Source organism: Lysobacter stagni, assembly GCF_030053425.1.
Classification (GTDB): Bacteria; Pseudomonadota; Gammaproteobacteria; order Xanthomonadales; family Xanthomonadaceae; genus Lysobacter_J; species Lysobacter_J stagni.
Genome location: NZ_JASGBI010000001.1, coordinates 2413859 through 2438063 on the forward strand (window position 1 = coordinate 2413859; position 24205 = coordinate 2438063).

A 24205-nucleotide genomic window follows, 5' to 3' on the forward strand; every position below is an offset into this window, starting at 1 on the left:
CGATGCTTGCACCCGCCGCGGGTGCATGCGAGCATTCGCACCCTCGATGAACGCCCACTACGCCGACGCCGACGTCCTCACCTCCGCCTACATGGCGGCGGGCATGACCTCGCGCGCGCGCCGACCGTATTCCCGCCAATCCGCTGGGTAACGGTCACACGCGCCATTCGCAACAGGCGAAGTGACATACGGAAAGCCCAGCCTACGCGCTGGGCTTTCTTGCTTTCGGGCCCAGCAGATCCTCTCCCACCGGAATGCACCCGATGACCCACAAGCACTTCCTCAACACCCAGGACTGGTCGCGCGCCGACCTCGACGCGCTTCTGACGCAGGCCGCGCAGTTCAAGCGCAGCAAGCTGGGCGACCAGCTCAAGGGCAAGTCGATCGCGCTGGTGTTCTTCAACCCGTCCATGCGCACCCGCACCAGCTTCGAGCTGGGCGCGTTCCAGCTGGGCGGCCATGCTGTGGTGCTGCAGCCCGGCAAGGACGCGTGGCCGATCGAGTTCAACCTGGGCACCGTGATGGACGGCGACACCGAGGAGCACATCGCCGAAGTGGCGCGCGTGCTGGGCCGGTATGTCGACCTGATCGGCGTGCGTGCGTTCCCGAAGTTCGTCGACTGGCAGTACGACCGCCAGGACATCGTGCTCAACAGCTTCGCCAAGTATTCGCCGGTGCCGGTGATCAACATGGAGACCATCACGCACCCGTGCCAGGAGTTGGCGCACATCCTCGCGCTGCAGGAACACTTCGGCACCGCCGACCTGCGCGGCAAGAAGTACGTCCTGACCTGGACCTACCACCCCAAGCCGCTCAACACCGCGGTGGCCAATTCCGCGCTGACCATCGCCACGCGCATGGGCATGGACGTCACGCTGTTGTGCCCGACGCAGGACTACCTTCTGGACGAGCGCTACATGGGCTGGGCGGAGCAGAACGTCGCCGAGAGCGGTGGTTCGTTCACCGTCAGCCACGACATCGAAAGCGCCTACCGCGGTGCGGATGTCGTCTACGCCAAGAGCTGGGGCGCGCTGCCGTTCTTCGGCAACTGGGAACCGGAAAAGCCCATCCGCGACCAGTACAAGCACTTCATCGTCGACGAGGCCAAGATGGCCCTCACCAACCACGGCGTCTTCAGTCACTGCCTGCCGCTGCGCCGCAACGTCAAGGCGACGGACGCGGTGATGGACTCGCCGCAGTGCATCGCCATCGACGAAGCCGAAAACCGCCTGCACGTGCAGAAGGCCATCATGGCCACGCTCGCCGGCCGCTGATACCGAAACGCAAAGACCCCACAGAGATCCAGACATGAGCAAAGACATCGTCCTCGCCTTCTCCGGCGGCCTCGACACCAGCTTCTGCGTGCCCTACCTGAAGGAGCGCGGCTGGAACGTGCACACCGTGTTCGCCGACACCGGTGGCGTCGACGCGGAAGAACGCGCCTTCATCGAGCAGCGCGCCGCCGAACTCGGCGTGGCCTCGCACGTCACCGTCGACGGCGGCCCGGCCATCTGGGAAGGCTTCGTCAAGCCGTTCGTGTGGGCCGGCGAGGGCTACCAGTCGCAGTACCCGCTGCTGGTGTCCGACCGTTACCTCATCGTCGACGCCGCCCTCAAGCGCTGCGACGAACTGGGCACGAAGGCCATCGCGCACGGTTGCACCGGCATGGGTAACGACCAGGTGCGTTTCGATCTGGCCGTGAAGGCGCTGGGCGATTACGAGATCGTGGCGCCGATCCGCGAGATCCAGAAGGAACACACCGAAGTCCGCGCCTACGAGCAGAAGTACCTGGAAGACCGCGGCTTCGGCGTGCGCGCCAAGCAGAAGGCCTACACCATCAACGAGAACCTGCTGGGTCTGACGATGTCCGGCGGCGAGATCGACCGCTGGCAGGCACCGGGCGAAGGCGCGGTTGGCTGGTGCAAGCCGCGCAGCGAATGGCCGGCGCAGCCCCTGCGCGTGAAGATCGGCTTCGTCAACGGCGAAGCGGTGACGCTGGACGGCCAGAAGATCGAAGGGCACACGATGCTGGCCAGGCTCAACGGCCTGTTCGCGCAGTACGGCGTGGGCCGTGGCCTGTACACCGGCGACACCACCATCGGTCTGAAGGGCCGCATCATCTTCGAAGCGCCGGGCCTGACCGCGTTGCTCGCCGCGCACCGCGCGCTGGAAGAAGCCGTGTTGAGCAAGCAGCAGAACCGCTTCAAGCCCGAGGTGGCGCGCAAGTGGGTGGAGCTGGTGTACGAGGGCTTCTTCCACGATCCGCTCAAGACCGACCTGGAAGCCTTCCTGCAGTCGAGCCAGTCCACGGTCAACGGCGAAGTCACGCTGGAAACCAACGGCGGCACCGTCACCGCCGTTGCCATCGAATCCAAGCACATCCTCAACGCCAAGGGCGCGACCTATGCGCAGGCGGCGGACTGGGGCGTGGCCGAGGCAGAAGGCTTCATCAAGCTGTTCGGCATGAGCAGCACGCTGTGGGCCGAAGTGAACCGCGGTGGCGGGAAGGGCTGACGTGCTCGCCAAGACGCTCAAGCACCTGGAAGCGCTGGTGTCGTTCGACACCCGCAATCCGCCGCGCGATATCGGTACCGGTGGGATCTTCGACTACCTGCGTTCGCAGCTGGAAGGTTTCCGCATCGACGTCATCGACCATGGCGACGGCGCGGTGTCGATGCTGGCCGTGCGCGGCAATCCGCGCCGGCTGTTCAACGTGCATCTGGACACCGTGCCTTCCTCGGAAGCATGGAGCGCCGATCCGCACCGCCTGCGCGTGACGAGCGACCGTGCAATCGGCCTGGGCGCCTGCGACATCAAGGGCGCCGCGGCGGGCCTGGTCACGGCGGCCTCGGTCGCGCAGGGCGATGCGGCGTTCCTGTTCTCCACCGACGAAGAGGCGAACGACGCGCGCTGCATCGCGGCGTTCCTCGGCAGCGGCCATTCGTTCCAGGAAGTGATCGTCGCCGAGCCGACGAAATGCGAAGCCGTGCTCGCGCACCGAGGCATCAGCTCGGTGCTGTTGAAGTTCCGCGGCGTGGCGGGCCACGCGTCGGGTGCCAACGCGCTGCAGGCCAGCGCGCTGCACCAGGCGATCCGCTGGGGCGGGCACGCGCTGGACTTCGTCGAGAGCCAGGCGCACCAGCGTTTCGGCGGCCTCACCGGCCTGCGCTTCAACATCGGTCGCGTGGAAGGTGGCATCAAGGCCAACATGATCGCGCCCAGTGCGGAGCTGCGTTTCGGCTTCCGTCCGTTGCCGTCGATGTCCATCGATGCGCTGCACGAGACCTTCGGCACGCTGATCGAAGCCGGCGGCATCGAACGCTACGAGGAAACCTTCCGCGGTCCGTCGTTGCCGTCCGGCGACGTCGCCGATGCGGAGCGACGGCGCCTGGAAGGCCGCGACCTGGCCGATGCCCTCGGCCTGCCGATCGGCAACGCCGTGGATTTCTGGACGGAAGCCTCGCTGTTCTCCGCCGCCGGACTCACCGCGATCGTCTATGGCCCGGGCGACATCGCCCAGGCCCATACCGCCGACGAGTGGGTCGCTCTGGAGCAGCTGTTGCGCTACACCGAATCGGTAACCCGCATCCTCGAACATTCCTGATGCCTGACCACGACCGGAAGCCCGCTTCCGGAGCCCCCTTGAGTCAAGGGGGCGGCCTCGCCGAAGGCGAGGCGGGGATCTGGCACTAGACCCTGAGGGGGCCGCGAAGCGGACCCCGCCGGCCCGAAGCAGATGCAAGAACGTACCCATACCGCTCAAAGATGAACGACGCCCGCGACATCCAGACCCGCCAGACCATCGTGCGCCTGCTCTCGAGCATGGCCAGCGCGAAGGAGATCTCGCAGTACCTCAAGCGTTTCTCGCAGCTCGACGCCAAGCGCTTCGCGGTGGTGAAAGTCGGCGGCGCCGTGCTGCGCGACGACCTCGAGGCGCTGACGTCCTCGCTCGCCTTCCTGCAGGACGTCGGCCTCACACCCATCGTCATCCACGGCGCCGGCCCGCAGTTGGACGAGGAACTGTCCGCCGCCGGCATCGTCAAGCAGACCGTCAACGGCCTGCGGGTGACCTCGCCGGAAGCGCTGGCCATCGTGCGCCGCGTGTTCCAGTCGCAGAACCTCAAGCTGGTGGAGGCGCTGCAGGCCTTCGATGCACGCGCCACGTCCATCGTTTCCGGTGTGTTCGAAGCCGACTACCTCGAACGGGATACCTACGGCCTGGTCGGCGAGGTGAAGCGCGTCAACCTGGCGCCGATCGAGGCCAGCCTGCGTGCCGGCTCGATTCCGGTCATCGCCAGCCTGGGCGAAACCGTCAGCGGCCAGATCCTCAACGTCAACGCCGACTTCGCCGCCAACGAGCTGGTGCAGAAGCTGCAGCCGTACAAGATCGTCTTCCTCACCGGCACCGGTGGCCTGCTCGACGACAACGGCAAGGTGATCGATTCGATCAACCTGTCCACCGAGTTCGACCACCTGATGTCGCAGCCGTGGATCAACGGCGGCATGCGCGTGAAGATCGAGCAGATCAAGGACCTGCTGGACAAGCTGCCGCTGACCTCCTCGGTGTCCATCACCAAGCCGTCGGAGCTGGCCAAGGAACTGTTCACGCACAAGGGTTCGGGCACGCTGGTGCGCCGCGGCGAACGCGTGCTGCAGGTCTCGCAATGGAACGAGCTGGACCTGGAGCGCCTGCGTGGCCTCATCGAGTCCGCCTTCGGCCGTCGCCTGCTGCCGGATTATTTCGAGCGCACCACGCTGCATCGCGCGTATGTCAGCGAGAACTACCGCGCGGCGGTGATCCTCACGTCCGAGGATGCCGGCATCTATCTGGACAAGTTCGCCGTGCTCGACGAAGCGCAGGGCGAAGGCCTGGGACGCGCGGTGTGGCAGGTGATGCGCGAGCAGAACCCGCGCCTGTTCTGGCGTTCGCGCCACGGCAACCCCGTCAACCCGTTCTATTACTCCGAGTCCGATGGCTGCCTGAAGCAGGAGAAGTGGAAGGTGTTCTGGTACGGCGTGGACAGTTTCGCCGAGATCGCGCGTTGCGTGGAGCACTGTGCGACGCGGGTCCCGACGCTGGCGGATCCGACATGAGTGCGACGCAGTTCCTCGATCCGGTGGTGCTCGAAGGTCGCCACGTGCGGCTGGAGCCGATGGAGGCCGCGCATGCCGCCGGGCTGGCCCAGGCCGTGCGCGACGGCGAGCTGTGGAAACTCTGGTACACCAGCGTGCCTACGCCGGACGCGATGGGCGATCACGTCGAGCTGATGCTGAAGCGCCGTGCGCTGCGCACGTTCCTGCCGTTCGTGGTGCGCCTGCCCGGGACGGGCGAGATCGTGGGCCAGACCACGTTCTGCAACGTCGACCACGAACAACGCCGCGTCGAGATCGGTTACACCTGGTATGCGCAGCGCGTACAGCGCAGCGCGGTCAACACCGAGGCGAAACTTCTCCTGCTGGGGCATGCCTTCGAGGCGTGGGACTGCATCGCCGTGGAGTTCCGCACCAACTGGTTCAACGAACGCTCGCGCGCGGCCATCGCGCGCCTGGGCGCCAAGCAGGACGGCGTCCTGCGCAACCACATGCGCATGCCCGATGGCGCCTTCCGCGACACGGTGGTCTTCTCGATCATCCCGACGGAATGGCCCGCGGTGAAGCGCAACCTGCAACACCGGCTCGACCGGAACGAACAAGGGAGTGACCGGACGTGAGCAAGTCCGTTGGAATCGTTGGTGCGCGCGGTTACGTGGGCGCCGAGCTCATCCGCCTGATCGCCGCGCATCCGCAGTTCGAGCTGGCGTTCGTGTCCTCGCGCGAGCTGGTGGGTCAGCGCGTGGCCGATCACTTCAAGGACATCGCCGGCATCGATCCGGAACTGCGCTACATCGCGCCGTCGAACGATGAGCTGCCGTCGCTGGGCGCCGATGCGGTCGTGCTGGCCCTGCCCAACGGCAAGGCGGCGGCCTGCGTGGCGGCCTTCGACGCGGCGGGCGTGGATCCCGTCATCGTCGACCTGTCGGCCGACTATCGTTTCGACGACACCTGGTACTACGGCCTGCCCGAGCTCACGCGTGCGACCTACGCAGGACAGCGCCGCATCAGCAATCCCGGTTGCTATGCGACCGCGATGCAACTGGCCGTCGCGCCGATGCGCGATGCACTGGCGGGGCCGGTGCAGTGCTTCGGCGTGTCGGGCTACTCCGGCGCCGGCACGACGCCGTCGGACAAGAACGATCCGGACAAGCTGCGCGACAATCTCATGCCGTATGCGCTGACCAACCACGTGCACGAACGCGAGGTCACGCGTCAGCTGGGCCATGAAGTGCAGTTCCTGCCGCACGTCGCGCCGCACTTCCGCGGCTTGACCATCACCGCCAACCTGCCGCTGTCGCGCGCGTTCCAGCGCGAGGACGTGGTCGCGCGCTACCGCACGTGCTTCGACGGCGAACCGCTGGTCGAGGTGCTGGACGAGGCGCCGTGGGTCAGCCGCATCGCAGGACGGCATCATGTCGAACTGGGTGGCTTCACGCTGTCGCCGGATGGACGGCGGCTGGTGGTGGTGGCGACCGAGGACAACCTGCTCAAGGGCGCGGCCACGCAGGCGTTGCAGAATCTCAACCTTGCCTTCGGGCTGGACGAATGGACGGGCATTCCCGTCGCGAACACTCAACAGGGTAGGGCGGCATGAGCGACTTGTTGTGGCAGAAGCCCGGCGTCAAGGTCGACGCACGCATCCAGCAGTTCCTCGCCGGCGAGGACGTGATCCTCGACCGCGAGTTCTTCGTCTTCGACATCGAGGCCAGCCGTGCGCATGCGCAGGGGCTTCAGCGAATCGGCATCCTCAATGCGGATGAGCTGGCCGGACTGGAGCGTGAGCTGTCGGTGCTCGCTGACGACTTCCGTGCCGGAAATTTCGTGCTCGACGAGCAGTACGAAGATGGCCACTCGGCCATCGAGGCGCGCCTGGTCGAACGACTGGGCGATGCCGGCAAGAAGATCCACACCGGACGCAGCCGCAACGACCAGATCCTGGTCGCCACGCGTCTGTGGCTGAAGGATCGCCTCGCGCGCGTGGCCGCGCTGTGCCGCGAAAGCGCTGAGGTTGCGCTGGCGCGTGCCGGAGCGGAGCAGGGCGTTCCGCTGCCGGGCTACACGCACCTGCAGCGTGCCGTGGTCTCGTCGCTGGGCATGTGGTGGGCGGCGTGGGCCGAAGGGTTCATCGACAACGCCCAGCGCGCCCGCCAGACGCTGGACTGGGTGGATGCCAATCCGCTCGGCAGCGCCGCGGGCTACGGCGTCAACCTGCCGCTGGATCGCGACCACACCACCGCCGCGCTCGGCTTCGGCCGTCTGCAGGTATCGGCGGCTTATGCGCAGCTCTCGCGTGGCAAGTTCGAGATGGCCGCGATCGAAGCCCTGTCGTCCGCATTGCTCGACCTGCGCCGCCTGGCCTGGGACCTGAGCCTGTTCACCAGCGCTGAGTTCGCCTTCGTCGCGCTGCCCGCGCAGTACACCACCGGCAGTTCGATCATGCCCAACAAGCGCAATCCGGACGTGATCGAGCTGATGCGTGCGAGCTACTCCGCCGCGGCGGCCGCGCGCACCGAGATCGAACAACTGCTGTCGCTGCCCTCGGGCTACCACCGCGACCTGCAGTTCTCCAAGGGTGCGATCTTCCACGCCTTCGGCCGCGGCATCGGTGCGCTGGAACTGCTGCCCGACCTGCTGCGCAACCTGGAATGGAAGGCCGATCGCATGCGCGAAGCGCTGGATCCGTCGATGTATGCGACCGACCTGGCCGTCGATCTGGCACGCCAGGGCTTGCCGTTCCGCGAAGCCTATCGCCAGGCCGCCGACCCGGCACGCTGGGCGCAGGGCGATGCCGACGCCAGCCTGGCCGCGCGCGTCTCGCCCGGTGCTTCGGCGGACCTTCGCCTGGGCGAATTGCAGGCACGCCTGGCCGCACTGACCTCATGACCTCCGGCGCACGCCCCGCGCGTGCGCCTGCACCACCGGCAGTACCGCAGTAGCAGTTCCGGCATCACGTCGATCGAACGATGAAGGGGAACCCATGCGTCGCAGGCTGGTTGCAGTACTCGCATTCATCCCGTTGCTCGCCTGCGCGCGCGACCTGCCCGCGCCAGCGGCGATCGATGCCGAAGTCGCCCGGCTCCTGAAGGAAACGGGTGCCAAAGGCCTGGCGATCGCGGTGATCGACGAAGGACGCCCCGTCCACGTCGCCGCCCACGGCGTGCGCAACACTGCGGGCGATCCGCTGCAGGTCGACACCATCATGTATGGCGCGTCGCTCACCAAGGCCGTGTTCGCCTACACGGTGATGCAGCAGGTGGAACAGGGAAGGATGGGGCTCGATACACCCCTTGCCGACAGCCTGCCCAAGCCGCTGCCGGCCTATGTGTCGCCGCAGATCGTCGACCGTTACGCCGACTGGTCCGCGCTGGACGAACGCTGGCGCAAGCTCACGCCGCGCATCCTGCTGACCCACAGCTCGGGTTTCGCGAACTTCGGATTCCTCGAGCCCGACGAGAAGCTGCACTTCCATTTCGATCCCGGTTCGCGCTACGCCTATTCCGGCGACGGCCTGAACACACTGCAGTTCGTGATGGAGACCGGACTGGGCATCGATGTGGGCGCGCAGACGACGCGCATCTTCGAGGGCCTGGGCATGCACCGCACCAGCCTGATCTGGCGGCCGGATTTTGCCGGAAACCTCGCCGACGGCTGGGACGCGAAGGGCAACGTTGAACCGCACGACGAACGTTCCAAGGTGCGTGCGGCCGGTTCGATGGACACCACCATCGCCGACCTGGCGAAGTTCGTCGCCGCTTACGTGCGTGGCGATGGGCTCTCGCGCAAGGGACGCGCGGAGCTGGTGCGGCCGCAACTTCCGATCACCACGCGTTCGCAGTTCCCCTCGCTGCAGGACGAACTGCCCGCGGCGCAGCGACGCAAGGACCTGGCTGCCGGCCTGGGAGTCGTCGTGTTCGACGGCCCGCAAGGCCATGGCTTCTTCAAGGGCGGTCACAACGACACCACCGCAAACACCCTGGTATGCGTGGAAGCCGGCCAGCGTTGCGTGGTCATCCTGTCCAACGACGTGCGTGTCGAACGACGCTTCCCGGACCTCGTCCGCTTCGTGCTGGGCGACACCGGCGTTCCCTACGACTGGGAGTACGGCACGCCATGAGCGCAACCGGCTTCTCGACGCAGCCACTGCCGCGCTGGCAACGCGCGGTGCTCAAGGTCGGCAGTAGCCTGCTTGCCGGAAGCGGCGGGCTCGATCCACGGCATGCGGCGGGTCTGGCCGCGTTCATCGCGGCATCGCGCGCGCGTGGTCGCGAGGTCGTGCTGGTCTCGTCCGGCGCGGTCGCTGCGGGACGAGGGCGTGTCGGAGGCGGCGGCGACGGGCTGGTGCAACGGCAGGCGTTGGCCTCGCTGGGGCAGGCGTCGTTGATCGCGTTCTGGCAGACGCTGGTGGCGCAGCCGGTCGCGCAGGTACTGCTCACGCACGACGACCTTCGCAATCGTCGCCGCTACCTCAACGCACGCGCGACCCTGCGCGAGCTGCTGCGCCTGGGCGCATTGCCAGTGATCAACGAAAACGACGCCGTTGCGGTGGACGAACTCAAGCTGGGCGACAACGACAACCTTGCCGCGGCGGTGGCGTCGCTGGTCGATGCCGACCTGCTGCTGATCGCGACCGACATCGGCGGCCTGTACAGCGGACATCCGACGCGCGATCCGCAGGCGCGGCCAATCGAGCGCGTCGAGCAGGTCACGCCCGAGTTGTTGCAGATCGCCAGTGGCGGCGCCGGCGAGCTTGGCACCGGTGGCATGCGCACGAAGCTGGAAGCGGCGGCCAAGGCCGGCGCGGCCGGCATTCCCACGGTACTGTTCTGTGGTCGCGACGATACCGTCGTACACGCCCTTGGCGAAGACCTGCTGCGCGGCACCCTGGTGCTTGCCCAGGGCGATCGCCTTCGCGCGCGCAAGCAATGGCTGCGGCACGCGCCATCGTCCGGGCGCCTGCAGGTGGACGAAGGCGCGGCGATCGCGCTGCACAGGCAAGGTGCATCGCTGCTGCCCGGTGGCGTGCTCGAGGTGGAGGGCGAGTTCCGTCGCGGCGACGTGGTGGAGATCGTCACCGATGCCTCGTCGTTGCCGTTCGCACGCGGCCTTGCGCAGTACAGCGCCACCGAGGTGCGCAGGATCGCGCGGCACCACAGCCAGGACATCGAGCGATTGCTCGGCTTCCGCTACGGCGAGTCGGTGATCCATCGCGACGACCTCGTGCTGCTGGCGCTGGCCAGCCAACCGGAGGCTTCGGCATGACGGGCTATGTGCGCGAACTCGCGCTGCGTGCGCGTGAAGCCGGTCCGGTCATCGCTGCGCTGGAAAATGCGGCGCGGCGGCGCCTGATCGAATCGATGGCGCAGTCGCTGCGTCATCGCAGCCCGGACATCCTTGCGGCCAATGCGCAGGACATGGCGCGCGGGCGCGACAACGGACTGGGCGCCGCGATGCTCGACCGGCTGCGCCTGGACGAGGCGCGCGTGAACGCCATCGCCGATGCACTGATGGAAGTGGCCGCGCAACCCGATCCGCTGGGCGAGGTCACGCGACGGGAAGTGCGGCCCAATGGCGTGGTGATCGAGCGCCAGCGCATACCGCTGGGCCTGATCGCCATGATCTACGAAGCGCGCCCCAACGTGACGGCCGACGCCGCGGCGTTGTGCCTGAAGGCCGGAAACACCGTACTGCTGCGCGGCGGCTCGGAGGCGCGCGCCAGCAACGCGGCCATTGCCGACTGCCTGCACGCCGCGTTGCGCGAGCATGGCCTCCCGGAGGCCGCCGTCTCGCTGGTGTCCGATCCCGCGCGCGAGCACGTGCTGGAGCTGTTGCAGCTGTCGGACCTGATCGATCTGGCGATCCCGCGTGGCGGCGAAGCGTTGATCCACTTCGTCGCCGAACACGCACGCGTGCCCGTCATCAAGCATTACAAGGGCGTGTGCCACCTGTACGTGGACCGTGCCGCGGACATCGACAAGGCGCTGGCCCTGCTGGTCGACGGAAAGACCTCACGGCCGGGGGTGTGCAACGCGCTGGAGACGTTGCTGGTGCATCGCGATGTCGCCGGGCACTTCCTGCCGACGGCGTTGCAGCGATTGCGGGCGCGTGGCGTGGAGGTTCGCGGCTGCGAACGCACGCGCGGGATCGTCCCGGATGTGAAGCCGGCGGATGAGGGCGATTACGCGGCCGAGTACCTCGACCTGATCCTCGCCGTGCGCGTGGTGGATGACTTGGCCGACGCGCTCGCGCATATCGCGCGTTTCGGTTCTGACCACACCGAGGTCATCGTCACGGAGGACTCCGCCGCCGCCGAAGCCTTCGTGCGCGGCACGCGCAGTTCGGCGGTGATGGTGAACGCGTCCTCGCGCTTCAACGATGGCGGACAGCTCGGTCTGGGCGCGGAAATAGGTATCTCGACCACGCGGTTGCACGCATACGGGCCGATGGGCGCGGAATCATTGACCATCGAACGTTTCGTCGTGCGTGGCGACGGGCAGGTGCGCCACGCCGAATCGCGGGGGTGATCGCGGCGGGCTACGCGCCCGTGCGTTCGGACAGTCGCTGCACGCCCCGCCAGCGCTCGCCGGGAGCCAGGCGTACCGGCGCCACGACGGTGCCCGATTCCACGCAGACGAAGCGCAGGTGCTCGCCAGCGCCCAGATCGCCGATGGACGCGGCGAGCGTGGCGCCCGGGTTCCACACGATGGTGTCGCGGAAGCCTTCGGCTTCGATTCCCAGCACGCGCTCGTCGTCGTGCAATGTCAGTGCGTGCGGGGCGTCGGGATACACGCGGTCCACCTCGCCCTCGAAGCGGACCGGTACGTGGGTCGCGGCTGTCGTCACGGCGCCGCGTGCGGAGTCCTCGAACGCGTGCGATTCCAGGCCAGTCAGGCTCACGCCGGGCAGGCGGCGCACCCGCAGGTAGGTATGCAGTGCGGTGGTGAATTCGAAGGCTTCCTCGCCGCGGTTCAGGATTTCCAGCTGGACCGTCAGGCTCGATGGCGTCAGTGATACCTGCAGGCGCGCTCGAAAGCGGTGCGGCCACAGGGGCCACGTCTGTTCGCCGTCGACCAGTTCGAGGATCGCGGTGGGTGCCTCCTCGACGTTCATCTCCCCCGGCTGCCATTCCAGCAGGCGCGCGAATCCGTGCTTGATCATCGGGCCGCGGCCAGCGAACTGTGGAAACACGACCGGAATGCCGCCACGGATCGCGCCGCCGGCGCTGCGGCTGGCGTTCGGGCTCAGGTACAGGCGCTCGCGATCGGGCGAAGTCTTCCACGACAGCACCTGCGCGCCGTGCAGGCTGACTTCCGCGCTGGCGCCGTCGGATCGGACCAGACGCAGGCACGGGCGATCGTCGCGTGTGAACGGCTCGATGGAATGCGTCATGGGCGGGCCAGGGAGAATGCCAGCGCCGATCTTGCCCGATGCCGCGTGCCGTGCGGCATCCGGAAACGAAAAACGCCGGCAGGGCCGGCGTTGTTTCTGTGTCAGCCTTCCGGCGCGATGCGGAAGTTGGTCGGGGAGACAGGATTTGAACCTGCGACTTCTACGTCCCGAACGTAGCGCTCTACCAGGCTGAGCTACACCCCGACTGCTGAGCCGCAAATTCTAGTCAGTTGCCCCATCGCGAGGCAAGGGGTCCGATGCAATTTCCTTCAGCCGGCGCCCGGATCGCTGGGGGAAACCGGGGCACAGCCGCTAAACTGTGGCGGTTTTCCGCTCGTTCCGCCCCGTACCGGCCGCCCGCGGCCCGACGTCACTGGAGTTCCGCTTGATCAAGCCGCGCACCCCGCCCGGGGTCATGGAGCTGTTGCCTCCTGACCAGATCGCCTTCCAGCGCATGCTGGACACGATCCGCCGCAATTTCGAACGCTTCGGCTTCCTGCCGGTGGAAACGCCGGTGATGGAGCTGTCGGAAGTGCTGCTGACCAAATCGGGCGGCGAAACCGAGCGGCAGGTCTATTTCGTTCAGTCCACCGGCGCGCTGGAGAAATCCGGCGAGGGCATGCCGGAGCTGGCGCTGCGCTTCGACCTCACCGTGCCGCTGGCGCGTTACGTGGCCGAACACGAGCACGAACTCGCGTTCCCGTTCCGTCGCTACCAGATGCAGCGCGTGTACCGCGGCGAGCGCGCCCAGCGCGGCCGCTTCCGCGAGTTCTACCAGTGCGACATCGACGTGATCGGCAAGGACGCGCTGAGCGTGCGCTTCGATGCCGAACTGCCGGCGGTGATCCACGCGGTCTTCTCCGAGCTCGACATCGGCGCGTTCACCATCCAGCTCAACAACCGCAAGCTCATGCGCGGCTTCTTCGAAGCGCAGGGCGTGGCCGATGGAGAGCTGCAGGCGCTGGTGCTGCGCGAGGTCGACAAGCTCGACAAGCGCGGCGAGGACTACGTGCGCGAGACGCTGACCGGCGAAGGCTTCAACCTGCCGGCCGAGGGCGTGGAGAAGATCCTCGACTTCGTGAAGGTGCGCTCGACCTCGCACGCCGACGCGATGGCGAAGCTGGACGCGCTGGGCGAGGGCAGCCAGTCGCTGCGCGAAGGCGTCGCCGAACTGCGCGAGGTGCTGGAACTGGTGCGCGCCCTGGGCGTGCCGGAGGCGAACTACGCGCTCAACTTCTCCATCGCGCGCGGGCTGGACTACTACACCGGCACCGTCTACGAGACCACGCTCAACGACTACCCGCAGATCGGTTCGATCTGCTCGGGCGGCCGCTACGAGAACCTGGCCAGCCACTACACCAAGTCGAAGCTGCCCGGCGTGGGCATCTCGATCGGCCTGACGCGCCTGTTCTGGCAGCTGCGCGAGGCCGGCCTGCTGGGCAAGGCCACCGGCAGCACCGTGCAGGCGATGGTCGCGCTGATGGATGGCGAATCGCTGCCCGACGCGCTGGACATCGCACGCCGCCTGCGCTCGGCCGGCATCAACACCGAAATGCAGATGGAAGCGCGCAAGATCGGCAAGCAGTTCCAGTACGCCTCGCGCGCCGGCATCCGGTTCGTGGTGCTGACCGGCGAGGACGAACGTGCGCGCGGCGTGGTGGCGGTCAAGGACCTGCTGCGGGAAGAACAGTTCGAAGTCGCGCGCGACGAGCTGGCCAGCACGCTGCGTGTAGAACTCGAACAGGCGCAGGCGCTCGCGGGCCGCTGAGCCTGCAGCGCTGCTGTTTCCGTCTGATCCGCGACCGAACTGACCGGACAACCGATACATGAAACCGATCCGACTCGATGGCCGCTCGCTGACGCGCGCGCAACTGGTGGACGTGGCCTATGGCGCGCACGTCCAACTGGACGGCGACCAGCTGCCTGCCGTGGCCCGTGCGGCCGAATTCCTCGCCGACCAGGTCCGCCGCGAGGAGCCGATCTACGGCGTCTCGACCGGCTTCGGCAGCAATGCCGACCGCCTGCTGGGCAACCACCACCTGCGCGACGAACTGCCGGGTGCGGTGCGCTCCGGGCAGACGCTGCACGAGGAACTGCAGCGCAATCTCATCGTGACCCATGCGGTCTGCGTGGGCGAGCCCTTCGCCCAGGAAGTGGTGCGCGCGATGCTGTGCATCCGCATCAACACGCTGATGCGCGGACATTCGGGCATTCGCGTGGAGACGCTGCAGGCGCTCACCGCGATGCTCAACGCCGGCATCGTGCCGGTGGTGCCGCAGCTGGGTTCGGTCGGTGCGTCGGGTGACCTCGCGCCGTTGTCGCACCTGGCCATCGTGCTGCTTGGCGGCGGTGAGGCGTTCCACCAGGGCGAGCGGATGCCGGGCGCCGAAGCGCTGCGTCGCGCCGGCCTGGCGCCGGTCACGCTGTCGTACAAGGAAGGCCTGGCGCTCAACAACGGCACCGCACAGATGCTGGCGTGCGGCGTGCTCGCGCTGGATCGCCTGGAGGACCTGCTGGACACCGCGGACCTTGCCGCCGCGATGACCATCGACGCCTTCGCCGGCCGCCTGGGCGCGTTCGCCGAGGAAGTGCACGCGCTGCGCCCGCATCCGGGCCAGGTGCACAGCGCCGCCAACCTGCGCATCCTGCTGGAAGGGTCGACGCTGGCCGATATTCCGTACCATCTCGTGCCGCGCTTCCGCGCATGGCAGCCGGGCAGCTGGGATACCCCCGAGGCGCAGGCACTGCGCTTCGACATCGGCTGGGATTGGGTGCCGATGTCGCAGCGTCATGGTCGCGAGAAGTTCTATCTGCGTTTCCGTCCGTTCCGCGGCGGCAAGAAGCACCAGCCGCAGGACAGTTACTCGCTGCGCTGCATTCCGCAGGTGCATGGCGCCGTGCGCGATGCCGTCGCGCAGGCCGCACGCGTGCTGGATATCGAACTCAACGCGCTTACCGACAATCCCATCGTGTTCCCCGATGCGCGCAAGGCGCACGTCGAGGAGCAGGTGATCTCCGCCGGCCACTTCCACGGCATGCCGCTGGCGCTGGCGATGAGCTACGTGAAGGCGGCCATCCCGGTGCTGGCGAGCATCTCCGAACGCCGCCTCAACAAGCTGGTCGATCCGGCCACGAACGATGGCCTGCCTGCGTTCCTGATCGGCAACGAGGATTCCACCGAGTCGGGCCACATGATCGTGCAGTACACCGCCGCGGCCATCGTCAACGACCTGGCCAGTCGCGCGCATCCGGCTTCGGTGTATTCCATTCCGACCAGCGCCAACGCGGAAGACCACGTCTCGATGGGCGCGAACGAAGCGCGTCACGTGCTGGCGATGGCGGACGATCTGGGCAAGGTGATCGCGCTGGAGCTGTACACCGCCGCGCAGGCGCTGGACCTGCGACGCGACATGATCAACGCCGCGCGCGATCTGGCCGAACGAAGCGATGCGCACGCGCTCGCTTCGAAGGTGCAGGGCGGCCCGCAACCGGGCACGCTGGAATACGACGCCTTCCTCGATGAAGTCGAGGGCCTGCGCAGCGAGCTGGCGTCGGCGGCCGAGTTCCAGCCGGGTCGTGCGGTGGCCGCTGCGCACGCGGCGATCCGCGAATCCATTCCGTTCCTCGACCGCGATCGTGCGCTCGACGGCGAGGTCGCCATGGCGGTGCGCCTGGTGCGCGAAGGCACCATCCTGGGCGCCGCACGGCGGTGAGGTGCACGGTGGTTCCGCAGGTTGCGGAACCACCGATCCGGATCGGACTGCGCTCCGGCCTGTGAGACGCCCTGATCGGATCGCCGCTTGAGTGGTGGAGAAGGCCGGACGGAATCGGCGCCGGAACACGGCATTCGATCGCCCCCTGAAGCCCTCGATGCACCGCGGCGCGGTGCGGACAGCAGAGATCCCACGTTCCAGTGGATGTCGCGCAGCCGGCATTCACTGCGCGCCGCTGTGCGCGAGAACCACCAGCCGGCGCGTTCACCAGCTCCCGCAGCCTTGCGCCAGCGGCCGGGCAAGGGGCGGTCGCCGAGGCGCGGCCCTGTCAGTTCCGCGCTGAAGGGCGAGCGTGAACACCTGATTCAGGTTCCCGACTGCTCCCGGGCTACCGGGCGCCTGCCCGGATTGACGGCGCGCGGACAACTCAGGTCTAATGTATTAACGCGTTAATACATTAGACACCATGAAGCGACGTCCCCTGGAAACCGAGCGGAGCGAGGCGAACCTGGCCTTCCTGGCCTCGGCGCTGCTGAGCCTGCGCACGGCCGAGGAGGTGCAGGCGTTCCTCGCGGACCTGTGCACCCCGGCCGAACTGGAAGCCATGGGCGACCGCTGGCGCGTGGTGCCGCTGCTCCAGGAAGGCGTGCCTTACCGCGAGATCCACGACCGCACGCAGGTCAGCGTCACCACCATCGGCCGTGTCGCCCGCACCCTGGAACGGGGTGAAGGCGGCTACCGCCTCGCGGCGGCTCGTCTGGCCGCCCCCGAATCCTCCGAGTCCCCCGCATGAGCCCGACCCCGAACACGCCGGTCCGCGACCGGCTGCGCATCGCCATCCAGAAGTCCGGCCGCCTGGCCGAACCCGCCCGCGCGCTGCTGGCCTCCTGCGGACTGAGCTGGCGCGAGAGCCGCGACCGCCTGTTCTGCTACGGCGAAAGCCTGCCCATCGACCTGCTGCTGGTGCGCGACGACGACATCCCCGGCCTCATCGCCGACGGCGTGTGCGACCTGGGCATCGTCGGCCGCAACGTGCTGGAAGAGCAGGGCAGCGAACGCGCCAGCCTGGATCGTGCACCGGCCTTCCGCGAATACCGCGCGCTCGGTTTCGGCGGTTGCCGTCTGGACATCGCCGTGCCCGACGGCTGGGACTGGCAAGGTCCGCAGCAGCTGGACGGCAAGCGCATCGCCACCAGCTATCCGGCATTGCTGTCGCGCTGGTTGAAGGCGCAGAACGTGGACGCGCAGGTGGTGCTGCTGTCGGGCTCGGTGGAAATCGCGCCGCGCCTGGGGCAGGCCGAAGCGATCTGCGACCTGGTATCCAGCGGTGCCACGCTCTCGGCGAACCAGCTCAAGCCGGTGACCACGCTGCTGCAGAGCGAAGCGGTGCTGGCCGGCCCGGCCGACGCACTCGACGCCACGCGCGGTGAACTGGCCGACCTGCTGCAGCGCCGCCTCGATGGCGCGCTGCGCATCCGTCACAGCAAGCTGCTGCTGTTCCAGGCGTCGCGCCGCGTGCTGCCGGATCTGCTGCCGCTGTTGCCCGACGCCGAAACCCCGACCGTCATGCGCCTGGACGACGGCGACGACCTGGCGTTGCAGGCGCTCTGCCACGGCGCCGTGACGTGGCAACGCCTGGAGGAACTCAAGCGCGCCGGTGCGCGTGGACTGATGGTGCTGCCTGTGGAGGGCATGCTGGCATGAGCGCAGTAACCACCGAAACCACGCTGATGCGCCGTGTCGACTGGGGCGCGCTCGATGCCGCAGCGCAGGCACGTCTGCTGCGCCGCCCCGCGCAGATCGCATCCAGCACCACGTCCGCCGCGGTCGCCGCGATCATCGCGGAAGTGCGCGAAAACGGCGACGCCGCATTGCGCGCGTTCGGCGCGCGTTTCGACGGCGTCGACATCGAGGACTTCCGCGTCTGCGAAGACGAGTTCCGCAACGCCGTCGAGCAACTGCCCCGCACACTGCGCGACGCCATCGACGAAGCCGCCGAACGCATCGCCGAATTCCACCGCGCAGGCATGCTCGCGCCGTATCACGTGGATACCGCGCCCGGTGTGCGTTGCGAACGCGTGCTGCGCCCGATCCGGCGCGTGGGTCTGTATGTGCCTGCCGGGTCGGCACCACTGCCTTCCACGGCATTGATGCTGGGTGTTCCAGCGCGACTGGCCGGTTGTACCGACGTCGTGTTGTGCACGCCGCCGCGCCGCGACGGCAGTGCCGATCCCGCGGTGCTGTATGCCGCCTCGCGCTGTGGCATCACGCAGGTGTTCAAGGCTGGCGGCGCGCAGGCGATCGCCGCCATGGCGTATGGCACCGAACGCATGCCGCGTTGCGACAAGTTGTTTGGCCCGGGCAACGCCTACGTGACCGAAGCCAAACGGCAGGTCGCGATGGACAGCGAGGGCGCCGCCATCGACATGCCCGCGGGCCCGTCCGAAGTGCTGGTCATCGCCGATGGTGGTGCCAACCCGGCTTTCGTCGCGGCGGACCTGCTCTCGCAGGCCGAACACGGCCCGGACTCGCAGGTGATCCTGCTCAGCGACGACGACGCGCTGCTCGATGCCGTGGCCGGTGAACTCGCGCTGCAGCTGGAAGCATTGCCGCGTGCGGACATCGCGCGCAAGGCGCTGCAGGCGTCCAGCGCGATCCGCGTGGCCTCGCTGGAGCAGGCGATGCACATCAGCAACCGCTACGCGCCCGAACATCTGATCCTGGCGTTGCGCGATGCACGCGCGTGGCTGCCGGGCGTGCAGGCCGCCGGCTCGGTGTTCCTCGGCGACTGGGCGCCGGAAGCATTGGGCGACTACTGCAGCGGCACCAATCATGTGTTGCCCACCAGCGGCGCGGCGCGCTTCAGCGGCGGGCTCAATGTGTCCAGCTTCCAGGTCGCGATCACCGTGCAGGAAGTGCAGCCGCGCGGCATCCAGGCCATCGGCCCCTGCGCAGTCGAACTCGCGCGCGCCGAAGGGCTGGACGCGCATCTTCAGGCGGTGGCGCTACGGCTGAAGGCGGTGGTCGCATGAGCGCCATGCTCGACAGCACCGCACCACCGTCCGGTCCGCTGACGCTGCTGCGCGAGGACCTGCGCGATTTCGGAGGGTACCGTTCGGCGCGCAGCGAGCGCTTGCAGGGACGCATCTGGCTCAACGCCAACGAATCGCCGTGGGCGAATCCTGCCGATGCCGACGGTGCGTTGCGGCGCTATCCCGATCCACAACCGCAGGCGCTGCGTGAAGCCCTTGCTGCGTTGTACGGCTGCACGCCGGAACAGTTGCTCGTCGGGCGCGGCAGCGACGAGGGCATCGATCTTCTCGTGCGTGCCGTGTGCCGCCCGGGCGGTGACGCCATCGTCGTCAGCACGCCGACCTTCGGCATGTACGCCGTCAGTGCACGCCTGCACGGCACGCGCGTCATCGATGTGCCGCTGCGCGAGGCGGATGGCGCATGGCAATGCGATCTGGCCGCCATCGGCGACGTCGCACTGGAGCAAGGGGCGCGCATCGTCTTCCTGTGCTCGCCCGGCAACCCGACCGGTGCGCTGATCCCGCTCGATGGTATCGCCGCACTCGCGTCGCGGCTGGAAGGTCGCGCGCTGCTCGTGGTGGACGAGGCCTATCTCGAGTACGCACTGGCCCCGTCCGCGCTGACGCTGATGCAGTCGCATCGCAATGTCGTGGTGCTGCGAACGCTGTCCAAGGCGCATGCGCTCGCCGCGGCGCGCATCGGAAGCGTGATCGCCGATGCCGAACTGATCGAAGCGCTGCGTCGCTGCCAGGCACCGTATCCGTTGCCTTCCGCCTGCGTGGACGAAGCGTTCCGCGCACTGGCCGCGGATGCGGTCGCAACCACCCGTGCCCGCGTGGCCACCGTGCGCGACGAGCGTGAGTCGCTGTGGCGGGCGCTTGGCGGACTCCCCGGCGTACGTCGCGCATACCCGTCCACGGCCAACTTCGTGCTCGTCCGGTTCGAGGATGCGCAGGACGCATTCGAGCGCCTGCTCGCTGCCGGCGTGGTCGTGCGCGACATGCGCGCCGCGCGCGGGCTGGGCGATGCGCTGCGCATCAGCATCGGTACCCCGGAGCAGAACACTGCCGTCCTGTCGGCATTGTCGGGAGGCCGCGCATGAGCGCCACGCCCATCCTGTTCGTCGACCGCGACGGCACGCTCATCGAGGAGCCGTCCGACTTCCAGATCGACCGCTTCGACAAGCTGCGCTTCGTGGCGGGCGTGATCCCGGCAATGCTGCGTCTGCGCGATGCGGGCTACCAGTTCGTCATGGTGACCAACCAGGACGGCCTGGGTACCGATTCCTTTCCGCAAGCCGACTTCGATGGCCCGCACCGATTGATGATGCAGGTGTTCGAAAGCCAGGGCATCGCGTTCCGGGATGTGCTCATCGACGCCAGCCTGCCGGCCGACAACGCGCCCACGCGCAAGCCGGGTGTCGGATTGGCGTTGCCGTTGATGCGCGATCGCAGCATCGACTGGTCGCGCTCGGCCATGGTGGGCGACCGCGAGACCGACAATGCCTTCGCGCGCAATCTGGGCATCCGCGCGTTCCAGTTGCGTACCGAGCAGTTCGGCGGCGAGTGGGACTGGAGCGGCATCGCGCATGCGCTGGCCGACGCGCCGCGTGTCGCGAAGGTCACCCGCAACACACGCGAAACGCGCATCGAGGTCGCCATCGACCTCGATCGCGCCACTGACCCGCGAGTGGCCACGGGGCTGGGCTTCTTCGACCATATGCTGGAGCAGATCGGCAAGCACGGTGGTTTCGCACTGGAGCTTCGTTGCGAAGGCGACCTGCACATCGACGAGCACCACACGGTGGAAGACAGCGCGCTGGCCCTGGGTCAGGCGCTGCGCGAGGCGCTGGGCAACAAGCGTGGCATCGGGCGCTATGGGTTCACCTTGCCGATGGACGAATCGCTGGCGAGTGCGGCCCTGGATTTCTCCGGGCGGCCGTACCTGGTGTTCGATGGTGGATTCACGCGCGAACGCGTGGGCGACCTGCCGACGGAGCTGGTGCCGCATTTCTTCCGTTCGCTGTGCGAGAGCGCCGGACTCAATCTCAATCTGCGCGTGCAGGGCGAGAACGACCACCACAAGGTCGAGGCCTGTTTCAAGGCGGTCGCACGTGCGTTGCGCCAGGCAGTGAAACGAGAGGGCAGCGATCTGCCCAGCACCAAGGGAACGCTGTAGTGGCCGACGTCGTTCTCATCGACTGGGGCGGTGGAAACATCGGCTCCGTACGCTACGCGCTGGACCGCATCGGCGCGCGCGCGGTGCTCAGCGCGAACGCCGACACCATCGCCAACGCACCGCGCGTGATCCTGCCGGGCGTGGGCGCGGCGCCGCCAGCGATGGCGCGCCTGCACGGGCTGGACCTGGTGGACACCCTGCGCAACCTCCAGGCGCCGCTGCTCGGCATCTGCCTGGGCATGCAGTTGCTGTACGAGTCCAGCGACGAAGGCGATGTGGAATGCCTGGGCCTGCTGCGCGGTCGCGTGTCGAAGCTTGCATCGGCGCCGGGGCTGCGCGTGCCGCACATGGGATGGAATCGCCTGAGCCCGGTGGTCGATTCGCCGCTGCTGGCAGGCATCGATGCCGGGGCGTGGGCGTACTTCGTGCACGGATTCGTCGCCCCGCAGACCGAAGACACCCTGGCCAGCACGGACCACGGTATGCGATTCACCGCCGTGGCGGCGCGCGGGCGCTGCTTCGGTGCGCAGTTCCACCCGGAGCGTTCGGCTGCGATCGGCCAGCGCCTGCTCACCAATTTCCTGGCGATGGAGGCCGCATGAGCGCCATCGCATCGCCTGCCGCGAGTGTCATGAACGATTTCGAACTCTACCCGGCCATCGACGTGCGCGGCGGACAGGTGGTCCGCCTGCATCAGGGCGACTACGCACGCGAGACGCGCTATTCGCCGACGCCCATCGAGCTTGCCATCCGCTATGCGGAGCAGGGAGCGCAGTGGCTGCATCTGGTCGATCTGGACGCCGCCCGCTCAGGGGGCTACACGCTCGCCGCGTTGCTGGCCGCAATCGGTGACAAGACCGGGCTGCGAGTGCAGACCGGCGGCGGTGTGCGCGGCGAAGCCGATGTGGAAGCCATCCTTGCTGCGGGCGCTTCGCGCGTGGTGGTTGGTTCGCTGTCGGTGCGCGATCCCGAGCGCGTGCTTGGCTGGATCGCACGTTTCGGCGCGGACCGCATCACCGTCGCGCTCGACGCGCGGCGCGATGCGCAGGGGGTCTGGCGGCTGCCGGTATCCGGCTGGACGCAGGACAGCGGCGCGACGCTGGAAACGCTCGTCGCGCGGTTTGCCGACGGTGGATTGCGTCACCTGTTGTGCACCGACATCGACCGCGACGGCACGCTCACGGGGCCGAACCTGGAGCTGTATCGCGATCTAGTGGCACTGGCGCCCGGCCTGGAGGTGCAGGCATCCGGTGGAGTGCGCAGCGTCGACGACATCCTCGACGCGCGTGCCGCTGGCTGCGGCGGGGCCGTGCTCGGCAAGGCGTTGCTCGACGGCGCATTCGCATTCCCTGATGCGCTGAGCACGGTGCGCGCATGCTGAGCCGTCGCATCATTCCGTGTCTGGACGTGCGCGATGGCCGCGTGGTAAAGGGCGTGCGTTTCCGCGATCACGTGGACATGGGCGACATCGTCGATCTCGCCCTGCGCTACCGTGCCGAGGGGGCGGATGAGCTGGTGTTCTACGACATCACCGCCAGCCCGGAGGGGCGCAGCGTCGATCGCGGCTGGGTGGAGCGGGTGGCGCGTGTGATCGACATTCCCTTCTGCGTGGCGGGCGGGATCCGCAGCGTCGAGGATGCACGTGCGGTGCTGCTGGCCGGCGCCGACAAGATTTCCATCAACACGCCGGCGCTGGAGCGTCCCGCGCTGATCGGCGAGATCGCGCAGGCGTTCGGTGTGCAGTGCGTGGTGGTGGGCATCGACAGCCTGCGTGACGACGACCACGAGTGGCGCGTCCGCCAGTACACGGGCGATCCGTCGCGAACGCGGGCCTTGCCGCGGCGGACACTGGACTGGGTGGTCGAAGCCCAGGAGCGCGGCGCGGGCGAGATTGTCCTCAACTGCATGGGCAGCGACGGCGTGCGCAGCGGTTACGACATCGAACAGCTGCAGGCGGTGCGCGAGCGCTGCGATGTGCCCCTGGTCGCGTCGGGCGGTGCGGGAGCCATCGAGCATTTCAGCGATGTGTTCCGCGAGGCCGATGTCGATGCCGCACTGGCGGCGAGCGTGTTCCATTCCGGTGCGGTACCGATTCCGGCGCTGAAGCAGCACCTGCGCGGGCAGGGCATCGAGGTGCGCGATGAGTACTGAACGGGCCGGTGTGCCGTTCGCGGCCGATGCGCTGGCATGGGACAAGCAGGACGGCCTGTTGCCGGCGATCGTGCAGGATGCCGATACGCGGCGCGTGTTGATGCTCGGTTACATGGACCGCGAGGCATTGCGCGTGACGCTGGAATCCGGCCACGTCACCTTCTTCAGCCGCAGCCGGCAGCGGCTGTGGACGAAGGGCGAGACCTCCGGCCACACCCTCGACCTGGTGTCCATCGAAGCGGACTGCGACGCGGACACGCTGCTGGTGCAGGCGCGGCCGCACGGCCCGACCTGCCATCTGGGCCGCGAAAGCTGTTTCGCCGGCGCGCCGGCCGGAGCCGGCTTCCTGCAGAGGCTGGACACGCTTGTCGCCACGCGTGAGCGCGAGCGACCGGCTGGCAGCTACACCACGCGGCTGCTCGAGGGCGGCATCCGCCGCGTCGCGCAGAAGGTCGGCGAGGAAGGCGTGGAGACCGCCCTGGCGGCCGTGACGCAGTCGGACGATGAACTGCTGGGCGAAGCCGGCGACCTGCTGTACCACCTGCTGGTACTGCTGCGCGCGCGCGGGCTGGGGCTGGGCGACGTGGAGGCGCTGCTGGAACAACGCCACGCCGGCGGATCGTGAGGCTCGGCGGCCGTGCGACTTCCGG

22 protein-coding genes and 1 tRNA gene are annotated in these 24205 nt (G+C 68.0%); 21 read left to right on the forward strand and 2 right to left on the reverse strand.

Annotation, left to right across the window (positions count from 1 at the left end):
• The first annotated feature begins 263 nt into the window (after window positions 1–263).
• The 10 genes from QLQ15_RS11265 (at window position 264) to QLQ15_RS11310 (ending at window position 11615) form a co-directional block, all read left to right on the forward strand.
• Window positions 264–1274, forward strand: coding sequence for an N-acetylornithine carbamoyltransferase (locus QLQ15_RS11265; protein WP_283212865.1), 1011 nt, complete (start codon window positions 264–266; stop codon window positions 1272–1274).
• A gap of 34 nt (window positions 1275–1308) precedes the next feature.
• Window positions 1309–2514 (forward strand): argininosuccinate synthase, encoded by a 1206-nt coding sequence (locus tag QLQ15_RS11270; RefSeq protein WP_283212866.1) that lies wholly within the window; start codon window positions 1309–1311, stop codon window positions 2512–2514.
• The gene (locus QLQ15_RS11275) at window positions 2498–3604 is read left to right on the forward strand and encodes an acetylornithine deacetylase (protein ID WP_283212867.1); all 1107 of its coding nucleotides are present in this window, start codon (window positions 2498–2500) and stop codon (window positions 3602–3604) included. The genes QLQ15_RS11270 and QLQ15_RS11275 overlap by 17 nt, the downstream gene beginning before the upstream one ends.
• A gap of 161 nt (window positions 3605–3765) precedes the next feature.
• Window positions 3766–5094, forward strand: coding sequence for an acetylglutamate kinase (locus tag QLQ15_RS11280; RefSeq protein ID WP_283212868.1), 1329 nt, complete (start codon window positions 3766–3768; stop codon window positions 5092–5094).
• A complete protein-coding gene (locus QLQ15_RS11285) occupies window positions 5091–5711 on the forward strand; it encodes a GNAT family N-acetyltransferase (protein ID WP_283212869.1) in 621 nt (206 codons plus the stop codon). The genes QLQ15_RS11280 and QLQ15_RS11285 overlap by 4 nt, the downstream gene beginning before the upstream one ends.
• Window positions 5708–6688, forward strand: a complete 981-nt coding sequence (argC, locus tag QLQ15_RS11290) for an N-acetyl-gamma-glutamyl-phosphate reductase (protein ID WP_283212870.1) — start codon at window positions 5708–5710, stop codon at window positions 6686–6688. Before QLQ15_RS11285 ends, argC begins: the two co-directional genes overlap by 4 nt.
• A complete protein-coding gene (gene argH / locus QLQ15_RS11295) occupies window positions 6685–7977 on the forward strand; it encodes an argininosuccinate lyase (protein ID WP_283212871.1) in 1293 nt (430 codons plus the stop codon). Before argC ends, argH begins: the two co-directional genes overlap by 4 nt.
• Before the next feature lie 94 nt (window positions 7978–8071).
• On the forward strand, window positions 8072–9208 hold the full coding sequence (locus QLQ15_RS11300; RefSeq protein ID WP_283212872.1) for a serine hydrolase domain-containing protein: 1137 nt from the start codon (window positions 8072–8074) through the stop codon (window positions 9206–9208).
• Entirely contained in the window at window positions 9205–10353 is a 1149-nt protein-coding gene (proB, locus tag QLQ15_RS11305) for a glutamate 5-kinase (RefSeq protein ID WP_283212873.1), read from the forward strand. Before QLQ15_RS11300 ends, proB begins: the two co-directional genes overlap by 4 nt.
• Window positions 10350–11615, forward strand: coding sequence for a glutamate-5-semialdehyde dehydrogenase (locus QLQ15_RS11310; protein WP_283212874.1), 1266 nt, complete (start codon window positions 10350–10352; stop codon window positions 11613–11615). Before proB ends, QLQ15_RS11310 begins: the two co-directional genes overlap by 4 nt.
• 10 nt (window positions 11616–11625) lie before the next feature.
• Here the strand turns inward: QLQ15_RS11310 and QLQ15_RS11315 are convergent, their stop codons facing one another.
• Together QLQ15_RS11315 and QLQ15_RS11320 are read right to left on the reverse strand one after the other, a co-directional pair.
• Window positions 11626–12480, reverse strand: coding sequence for a D-hexose-6-phosphate mutarotase (locus QLQ15_RS11315; RefSeq protein WP_283212875.1), 855 nt, complete (start codon window positions 12478–12480; stop codon window positions 11626–11628).
• A gap of 127 nt (window positions 12481–12607) precedes the next feature.
• Window positions 12608–12684, reverse strand: a tRNA-Pro gene (locus QLQ15_RS11320).
• A 181-nt stretch (window positions 12685–12865) separates the two neighbouring features.
• On the opposite strand from QLQ15_RS11320, the gene hisS reads away from it, so the two are divergent.
• From hisS to hisIE, 11 genes are all read left to right on the forward strand, one after another.
• Window positions 12866–14248 carry a histidine--tRNA ligase gene (hisS, locus tag QLQ15_RS11325; RefSeq protein ID WP_283212876.1) on the forward strand — a complete coding sequence of 461 codons (1383 nt, stop codon included), beginning with the start codon at window positions 12866–12868 and terminating at the stop codon, window positions 14246–14248.
• Window positions 14249–14306: 58 nt separating this feature from the next.
• Complete coding sequence (locus QLQ15_RS11330; protein ID WP_283212877.1) at window positions 14307–16193, forward strand: HAL/PAL/TAL family ammonia-lyase; 1887 nt, start codon at window positions 14307–14309, stop codon at window positions 16191–16193.
• A 466-nt stretch (window positions 16194–16659) separates the two neighbouring features.
• Window positions 16660–16986, forward strand: coding sequence for a YerC/YecD family TrpR-related protein (locus QLQ15_RS11335; protein ID WP_283212878.1), 327 nt, complete (start codon window positions 16660–16662; stop codon window positions 16984–16986).
• Window positions 16983–17897, forward strand: coding sequence for an ATP phosphoribosyltransferase (hisG, locus tag QLQ15_RS11340; RefSeq protein WP_283212879.1), 915 nt, complete (start codon window positions 16983–16985; stop codon window positions 17895–17897). Before QLQ15_RS11335 ends, hisG begins: the two co-directional genes overlap by 4 nt.
• Window positions 17898–17923: 26 nt before the next feature.
• Complete coding sequence (gene hisD / locus QLQ15_RS11345; protein WP_283214003.1) at window positions 17924–19225, forward strand: histidinol dehydrogenase; 1302 nt, start codon at window positions 17924–17926, stop codon at window positions 19223–19225.
• Window positions 19222–20328, forward strand: coding sequence for a histidinol-phosphate transaminase (hisC, locus tag QLQ15_RS11350; RefSeq protein WP_283212880.1), 1107 nt, complete (start codon window positions 19222–19224; stop codon window positions 20326–20328). The genes hisD and hisC overlap by 4 nt, the downstream gene beginning before the upstream one ends.
• On the forward strand, window positions 20325–21404 hold the full coding sequence (hisB, locus tag QLQ15_RS11355; protein WP_283212881.1) for a bifunctional histidinol-phosphatase/imidazoleglycerol-phosphate dehydratase HisB: 1080 nt from the start codon (window positions 20325–20327) through the stop codon (window positions 21402–21404). The genes hisC and hisB overlap by 4 nt, the downstream gene beginning before the upstream one ends.
• Window positions 21404–22006, forward strand: coding sequence for an imidazole glycerol phosphate synthase subunit HisH (gene hisH, locus QLQ15_RS11360; RefSeq protein ID WP_283212882.1), 603 nt, complete (start codon window positions 21404–21406; stop codon window positions 22004–22006). The genes hisB and hisH overlap by 1 nt, the downstream gene beginning before the upstream one ends.
• A gap of 29 nt (window positions 22007–22035) precedes the next feature.
• The gene (hisA, locus tag QLQ15_RS11365) at window positions 22036–22785 is read left to right on the forward strand and encodes a 1-(5-phosphoribosyl)-5-[(5-phosphoribosylamino)methylideneamino]imidazole-4-carboxamide isomerase (protein WP_283214004.1); all 750 of its coding nucleotides are present in this window, start codon (window positions 22036–22038) and stop codon (window positions 22783–22785) included.
• Window positions 22779–23555 (forward strand): imidazole glycerol phosphate synthase subunit HisF, encoded by a 777-nt coding sequence (gene hisF, locus QLQ15_RS11370; RefSeq protein WP_283212883.1) that lies wholly within the window; start codon window positions 22779–22781, stop codon window positions 23553–23555. Before hisA ends, hisF begins: the two co-directional genes overlap by 7 nt.
• A complete protein-coding gene (gene hisIE / locus QLQ15_RS11375; RefSeq protein WP_283212884.1) occupies window positions 23545–24180 on the forward strand; it encodes a bifunctional phosphoribosyl-AMP cyclohydrolase/phosphoribosyl-ATP diphosphatase HisIE in 636 nt (211 codons plus the stop codon). The genes hisF and hisIE overlap by 11 nt, the downstream gene beginning before the upstream one ends.
• Window positions 24181–24205: the final 25 nt, after the last annotated feature.